Origin of the sequence: Pseudomonas sp. 21615526 (genome assembly GCF_013386245.1) — a bacterium.
GTDB lineage: Bacteria > Pseudomonadota > Gammaproteobacteria > Pseudomonadales > Pseudomonadaceae > Aquipseudomonas.
Window position 1 is genome coordinate 35,712 of the sequence record NZ_JACAOM010000057.1, and the last position, 6,792, is coordinate 42,503.

A 6,792-nucleotide genomic window follows, 5' to 3' on the forward strand; every position below is an offset into this window, starting at 1 on the left:
AGCTCAGGAGCAACCTTATGGAACCGTTGAAACTCGCCACCCGCCGTTGGTGGTACATCATGCCCATCGTGTTTATCACCTACAGCCTGGCGTACCTGGACCGCGCCAACTACGGCTTTGCCGCCGCCTCCGGGATGGCCGAAGACCTGATGATCACCCCGGGCATGTCGTCATTGCTCGGCGCGCTGTTCTTCCTCGGCTACTTTTTCTTCCAGGTGCCCGGTGCGATCTACGCGCAGAAACGCAGCGTGAAGAAGCTGATTTTCGTCAGCCTGATCCTGTGGGGCGGCCTGGCCACCCTGACCGGCATGGTGTCCAACGCCTACATGCTGATCGTGATCCGCTTCATGCTCGGGGTGGTCGAAGCCGCCGTGATGCCGGCGATGCTGGTGTACCTGTGTCACTGGTTCACCCGTGCGGAACGCTCGCGAGCCAACACCTTCCTGATCCTCGGCAACCCGGTGACCATGATGTGGATGTCGGTGGTCTCGGGCTACCTGGTACAGCATTTCAGCTGGCGCTGGATGTTTATCATCGAAGGTTTGCCGGCGGTGCTGTGGGCGTTTATCTGGTGGAAGCTGGCGGATGAAAAACCCGCAGACGCCAAATGGCTGAGCGCCCAGCATAAAAAAGACCTGGAAACCGCCCTCGCCGAAGAACAAGTGGGCATCAAGGCGGTAAAGAACTACGCCGAGGCCTTTCGCTCACCCAAGGTGATCATCCTGGCGCTGCAGTTTTTCTGCTGGAGCATTGGCGTGTATGGCTTCGTGCTGTGGCTGCCGTCGATCCTCAAGGCCGGCCTGAAAATGGACATGGTCGAGGCCGGCTGGCTCTCGGCGCTGCCGTACCTGGCGGCGGTGATCGGCATGCTGGCGGTGTCCTGGGGCTCGGACAAACTGCAAAAACGTAAACGTTTTGTGTGGCCACCGTTGCTGATCGCCTCCATCGCGTTTTATGCGTCCTACGTGCTCGGCGCCGAACACTTCTGGTGGTCGTACACCCTGCTGGTGATCGCCGGGGCCTGTATGTACGCGCCTTACGGGCCGTTTTTCGCAATCGTCCCCGAGATCCTTCCGGCCAACGTCGCCGGCGGCGCCATGGCGCTGATCAACAGCATGGGCGCCCTCGGTTCGTTCGGCGGTTCGTACCTGGTGGGCTACCTCAACAGCAGCACCGGATCGCCCGGCGCCTCGTACTTGCTGATGAGCGGTGCGCTGCTGGTGTCGGTGGTGTTGACGATCTTTCTCAAGCCCGGCGCCAGCGACCGCGAACGCGCCCCGCTGCAATCCCTTGAATTGAAGGTAAAGACCTGATGAAAAAGTCTGTCGTGCTCTACAAGAAACTCTCAGCACCGCTGATGGCCCGCCTGCATGAACAGGCCGAGGTCACGCTTATTGAATCGCTGGATGAAAGCGGCCTGGCCAAACTGCGTGAAGCCTTGCCGACCGCTCAGGGCTTGCTCGGTGCCAGCCTGCGCCTGGATGCCAAACTGCTGGATCTGGCGCCAAACCTTGAGGCGGTGGCCAGCGTGTCGGTTGGTGTCGACAACTACGATATCGACTACCTGACCGAGCGCGGCATCCTGCTCAGCAATACCCCCGACGTACTGACCGAAACCACCGCCGATACCGGCTTCGCCCTGATCCTGGCGACCGCCCGGCGAGTGGTGGAGCTGGCCAATATGGTGCGTGCCGGCAACTGGAACCAGAACATCGGCCCGCTGCATTTCGGCAGCGACGTGCATGGCAAGACCCTAGGCATTATCGGCATGGGCCGGATTGGTGAAGCATTGGCCCAGCGTGGACACTTCGGGTTTGGCATGCCGGTGATCTACCACAGTCACTCGCCAAAACCTGCAGTGGAGGCGCGGTTTGACGCGCAATACCGCAGCCTGCCGGACCTGCTCCAGGAGGCCGATTTTGTGTGCCTGACCTTGCCGCTGACGGCTGAAACCGAAGGTTTGATCGGTGCTGAAGAGTTCGCGTTGATGGGCCCGGAGACGATCTTTATCAACATCTCCCGGGGCAAGGTGGTGGACGAGCCGGCGCTGATTGAGGCGTTGCAACAACGCACGATACGCGCGGCGGGACTGGATGTGTTTGTGCGCGAGCCACTGCAGCATGACTCGCCGTTGTTGCGTTTGAACAATGTGGTGGCGACGCCGCATATCGGTTCAGCGACTCATGAAACGCGGGAGGCGATGGCCAAGTGTGCGGTGGACAATCTGCTGGCGGCGCTGGCGGGTGAGAAGCCGAAGAACCTGGTGAATCCGGCGGCCTGGAAACACTGATTCCTGAAGCACCACAGAAGCCAATGTGGGAGCGGCGGTGCGACGATTCGACTTGCTCGCGAAGGCGGTGTGTCAGCCACCGAATGCATCAACTGACACACCGCTTTCGCGAGCAAGCCCGCTCCCACATTTTTTTGATCGCATTTCAGATCAGATGACGAATCTGGCCACCATCCCGTTCAAATCCACCGCCAGGCGCGACAGCTCATGGCTGGCCGCGCTGGTCTGGTTGGCGCCCGCCGCCGACTGCGTCGCCAGGTCGCGGATGTTCACCAGGTTGCGATCCACTTCGCGGGACACCTGAGCCTGTTCTTCCGAGGCACTGGCGATCACCAGGTTGCGCTCGTTGATCAGGCTGATGGACTGGGTGATCTGCTCCAGGGCGACACCGGCAGCCCGCGCCATTTCCAGGGTGCTTTGGGTGCGCTGGTTGCTCTGCTGCATGGACTGCACCGCTTCACCCGTACCGCTCTGGATGCCGGCGACCATTTTCTCGATTTCCTGGGTCGACTGCGCCGTGCGATGGGCCAGGGCCCGCACTTCGTCCGCCACCACCGCAAAACCACGCCCGGCTTCACCGGCACGCGCCGCTTCAATCGCCGCGTTGAGTGCCAGAAGGTTGGTCTGCTCGGCAATCGCGCGAATCACATCCAGTACCTTGCCAATGTCACGGCCCTGGGTGGCCAGGCCTTCGATCAGCACCGAGGTGTTTTGCACGTCCTGGGTCATGGTCTGGATCGCGCCGACGGTTTCCACCACTCGGTCGCGCCCTTCCCGCGCAGCCTGGTTGGACTGGCTGGACGCCTCGGAGGTGGACACCGCGTTGCGCGCCACTTCTTCCACAGCGGCCGTCATTTCGTTGACCGCGGTGGCGGCCTGGTCGATTTCGTTGTTTTGCTGTTGCAGGCCCTTGGAGGCTTCTTCGGTGACGGCGCTGAGCTCTTCAGCGGCGGAGGCCAACTGCGTGGCTGAGCCGGCGATGTGCTGGATGGTCTGGCGCAGGTTGTTCTGCATCGCGGCCAAGGCGCCGATCAGGCGGGCCGGTTCGTCCTTGCCGTCGACTTCGATGGGTTTGCTCAGGTTGCCGCCGGCGATGGTTTCAGCAACCTCCAGCGCTTTGCGCAAGGGCGTCACGATACTGCGCGTCAGCAGCCAGGCCAGCAGTACGGTCATCAACGCAGCAATCACGGAGACTGCGATGATGCCAGTGATTGCATCCTGATAACTTTGCCCGGCCTCGGTGTCGGCCTGCTTCGCGTCAGCAGCGTTGATGGCGATCAGTTTATTCAACTGCTCGCCCATCTGGTCTGTGCCATCCTTGATACGGCTATTGATCAAGGCACGCATCTCTTCGACCTTGTTCTGCTGTGAAAGGGCAACCATCTCGGCCTGGGCCTTCAGATAATTGTCGAGCGTGAGGGAGAACGTTTTGTAAAGCGCCGCCTCTTCGTTCCCGGCTGGCATGCCTGCATAAGCGGCCTGTGCCGTCTTGACCTTGTCCACCAGCACACCCATGCGGGTTTGAGCCTCATCCAGAGCCGCCGGCTCACGGTTTACCAGCACACGAAAAGAGAGAATCCGCAGGCGCAGGACGTTTTCGGTCATGGTCGCCAGATACCCGACGCTGGGCAGTTGGTTGGAGCCCATGTCGACCGATGCCTGACGAATCAGGGTCATGCGGTTCGCCGCAAACACCCCAAGAATAACGACAAGCAACGCGATGAAGGCGAAACCGAGAAAAGCTCGAGGTGCGATATTCAGGTTACGAAGGGACATAGGGGGCGCTCTTAGAAGTAGTGGCTGCGAGCATCCCTGCCGCGACACGGTCAGTGGGCGTCAACGCGCCGCTCTGACCGGCTGGCGCCACTGTTGTAATAGGTATGTGGGCCTATAAACGGTATCGGCCGGCTTGAGGATTTAATGGGGGATGTTTCGAAATATTTTTTCACACTTCTGACAACTGGCACTTTCTGGCATCCTGCGCCTCCTTTTTCCTACCCGGGCCCGTATTTTGTCTGACACTCAAACCCCTCGCCCCCGTTATAAATCCGACCTGATCTACGGCCTCGACGACCGTCCGCACTTCAGCGCGGCGATATTTGCCGCCCTGCAGCACGTGCTGGCCAGCTTTGTCGGGATCATCACCCCGACGCTGATCGTCGGCGGCGTGCTGGGCCTGGAAAGCGAAGTGCCGTACCTGGTCAGCATGGCGTTGTTTGTGTCCGGGCTCGGCACCTTTGTGCAGGCCCGCAAGTTCGGCCCGGTGGGTTCGGGCCTGCTGTGCCTGCAAGGCACCAGTTTTTCGTTTATCAGCGTGATCCTCAGTGCCGGCTTCATGGTCAAGGCCCGGGGCGGCGGCACCGATGAGATCCTGTCGACGATCTTCGGCATCTGCTTTTTCGCGGCGTTTATCGAAGTGGTGCTCAGCCAGTTCATCGGCAAGCTGCGCAAGCTGATCACCCCGGTGGTCACCGGCACCATCATTACCTTGATGGGTTTGTCGCTGATCAAGGTGGCCGTCACCGACATGGCCGGCGGTTATGGCGCCAGCGACCTGGGCGCCGCCGGCAACATGGGCCTGGCGGCCCTGGTGCTGCTGACCATCGTGGTGCTCAACCGCTTCAACAACCCGTTCCTGCGCCTGGGTTCGATCGTGATCGGCCTGACCCTGGGTTTTGTGGTGGCCTGGTGGATGGGCCGCGTCGACCTGGGCGCCCTGCCCCAGTTGCCGCTGATCAGCGTACCGGTGCCGTTCAAGTACGGTTTTTCGTTCGACTGGGTGGCGTTTATCCCGGTGGCGGTGATCTTCCTGATTTCGCCCCTGGAAGCCGCCGGTGACCTGACCGCCAACTCGATGATCTCGCAACAGCCGGTCAAGGGCCCGCTGTACATCAAGCGCATCAAGTCCGGCCTGCTGGCCGACGGCCTCAACTCGGTGATGGCGGCCACCTTCAACAGCTTGCCGATGGTGACCTTCGCCCAGAACAACGGGGTGATCCAGTTGACCGGCGTGGCCAGCCGTTATGTGGCGTACTTCATTGCCGGGCTGCTGGTGCTGCTGGGGCTGTTCCCGATGATCGGCGCGGTGTTGCAACTGATGCCCAAGCCGGTACTCGGTGGCGCCACGTTGATCATGTTCGGCACCGTGGCCGTGGCCGGGATCAAGATCCTCGCCGAAGCCGGGCTGCACCGGCGCAATGTGCTGATCGTGGCGATCTCCCTGGGCATGGGCCTGGGTGTGGCGGCAGTGCCGGAAGTACTGCGCGAGCTGCCCAAGGCACTGCACAACATCTTCGAGTCGCCGATCACCGTGGGGGCGTTCTGCGCTATCGTGCTGAACATCTTCCTGCCTGAGGAGTTCATAGAACTGGAAGAAGATGAATTTGATCCGGAAGCCTCCACCCTCAAAGTGATGCAGGACCCGGACGTCACGAAATAGGAGAACCCGTTTTATGCGCAAGCTCATGGTTTTGTCACTGCTGCTACTCACCCTGAGCGCGTGCGCGCTGTTTCCCAATCGCGACCCGGTGAACATCAACGTGGTGGGCATCGAGCCGCTGCAGAGCCAGGACCTGGAAGTGCGGTTCGCGGTGAAACTGCGCATACAGAACCCCAATGAAACCGCCATCGACTACAGCGGCGTGGCCCTGGACCTGGAGGTCAATGGCCGGCCGCTGGCGTCCGGGGTGAGTGACCAGGGTGGCTCGATCCCACGCTTTTCGGAGACGGTGCTGACGGTGCCGGTGAGCGTTTCGGCGTTTTCCGTGTTGCGCCAGACCCTTGGCTTGAGCCAGACCCAGAGTTTGAATAACCTGCCGTACGTGTTGCGCGGGAAACTCGCGGGTGGCCTGTTCGGCACCATGCGTTTTGTGGATCGCGGGACCCTGGACTTTCCCAACACTGCCACTTGGTAACGACATGGATGCGCAACCTACGCTGTATACCGAACGGCTGATCCTGCGGCCGTTGACGCTGGAGGATGCCGAGGGTGTCCAGCAGCAATTTCCGCACTGGGAAGTGGTGCGTTACCTGAATGCCCTGGTGCCCTGGCCGTACCCGGCGGACGGTGCGCGCAGCTATCTGGAGCAGGTTGCATTGCCGGCGATGGCTCGGGGTGAGGAGTGGCATTGGTCGATCCGCCTGAAAAGCGCGCCTGGGGTGTTGATTGGTAATGTCAGCCTGATGGATGAGGTGGACAACAACCGCGGCTTTTGGCTGGCGCCGCAGTGGCAGGGCCAGGGGTTGATGGCCGAGGCCAGTGCGGCGGTGACTGAGTATTGGTTTGAGGTGCTGGAGCGGCCCGTGATGCGCGTGCCCAAGGCGGCGCCGAACGTGGCGTCTCGCAGGATTTCCGAGCGGACGGGGATGCGGTTGGTCAGGACCGATGAGGGGCAGTTTGTCGCTGGGAGTTTGCCCAAGGATATCTGGGAGATTACCCGGGAGGAATGGCTGGGGAGTCGGCGGGGCTGAGGTGGGTTTTGGGTGTATATCCGTTATTTGGG

6 protein-coding genes are annotated in these 6,792 nt (G+C 61.2%); 5 read left to right on the plus strand and 1 reads right to left on the minus strand.

The features are described 5' to 3' along the window. Window positions 1-17: 17 nt before the first annotated feature. Together HX786_RS17105 and HX786_RS17110 are read left to right on the plus strand one after the other, a co-directional pair. Window positions 18-1,313, plus strand: a complete 1,296-nt coding sequence (locus HX786_RS17105; protein ID WP_003214078.1) for an MFS transporter — start codon at window positions 18-20, stop codon at window positions 1,311-1,313. Then, window positions 1,313-2,290: a D-glycerate dehydrogenase gene (locus HX786_RS17110; RefSeq protein ID WP_178912372.1), complete on the plus strand. Its 978-nt coding sequence runs from the start codon at window positions 1,313-1,315 to the stop codon at window positions 2,288-2,290. Before HX786_RS17105 ends, HX786_RS17110 begins: the two co-directional genes overlap by 1 nt. A 150-nt stretch (window positions 2,291-2,440) precedes the next feature. Here the strand turns inward: HX786_RS17110 and HX786_RS17115 are convergent, their stop codons facing one another. Then, window positions 2,441-4,066, minus strand: a complete 1,626-nt coding sequence (locus tag HX786_RS17115) for a methyl-accepting chemotaxis protein (RefSeq protein ID WP_178903679.1) — start codon at window positions 4,064-4,066, stop codon at window positions 2,441-2,443. A gap of 235 nt (window positions 4,067-4,301) precedes the next feature. Between HX786_RS17115 and HX786_RS17120 the strand changes: the two genes are divergently transcribed. From HX786_RS17120 to HX786_RS17130, 3 genes are read left to right on the plus strand one after another with little or no spacing between them, the layout of a single operon-like run. Then, the gene (locus HX786_RS17120; RefSeq protein WP_008431217.1) at window positions 4,302-5,729 is read left to right on the plus strand and encodes a nucleobase:cation symporter-2 family protein; all 1,428 of its coding nucleotides are present in this window, start codon (window positions 4,302-4,304) and stop codon (window positions 5,727-5,729) included. Between the two features lie 13 nt (window positions 5,730-5,742). Further along, window positions 5,743-6,204: an LEA type 2 family protein gene (locus HX786_RS17125; RefSeq protein WP_003214086.1), complete on the plus strand. Its 462-nt coding sequence runs from the start codon at window positions 5,743-5,745 to the stop codon at window positions 6,202-6,204. Between the two features lie 4 nt (window positions 6,205-6,208). Then, a complete protein-coding gene (locus HX786_RS17130) occupies window positions 6,209-6,760 on the plus strand; it encodes a GNAT family N-acetyltransferase (protein ID WP_087694381.1) in 552 nt (183 codons plus the stop codon). The last annotated feature ends 32 nt before the right edge of the window (window positions 6,761-6,792 follow it).

Bases quoted from the DNA above. Each gene is read 5' to 3' on its own strand.
- HX786_RS17125 (WP_003214086.1), top strand. From the start codon at position 5,743: ATGCGCAAGCTCATGGTTTTGTCACTGCTGCTACTCACCCTGAGCGCG.
- HX786_RS17130 (WP_087694381.1), top strand. From the start codon at position 6,209: ATGGATGCGCAACCTACGCTGTATACCGAACGGCTGATCCTGCGGCCG.
- HX786_RS17105 (WP_003214078.1), top strand. From the start codon at position 18: ATGGAACCGTTGAAACTCGCCACCCGCCGTTGGTGGTACATCATGCCC.
- HX786_RS17110 (WP_178912372.1), top strand. From the start codon at position 1,313: ATGAAAAAGTCTGTCGTGCTCTACAAGAAACTCTCAGCACCGCTGATG.
- HX786_RS17115 (WP_178903679.1), bottom strand. From the start codon at position 4,066: ATGTCCCTTCGTAACCTGAATATCGCACCTCGAGCTTTTCTCGGTTTC.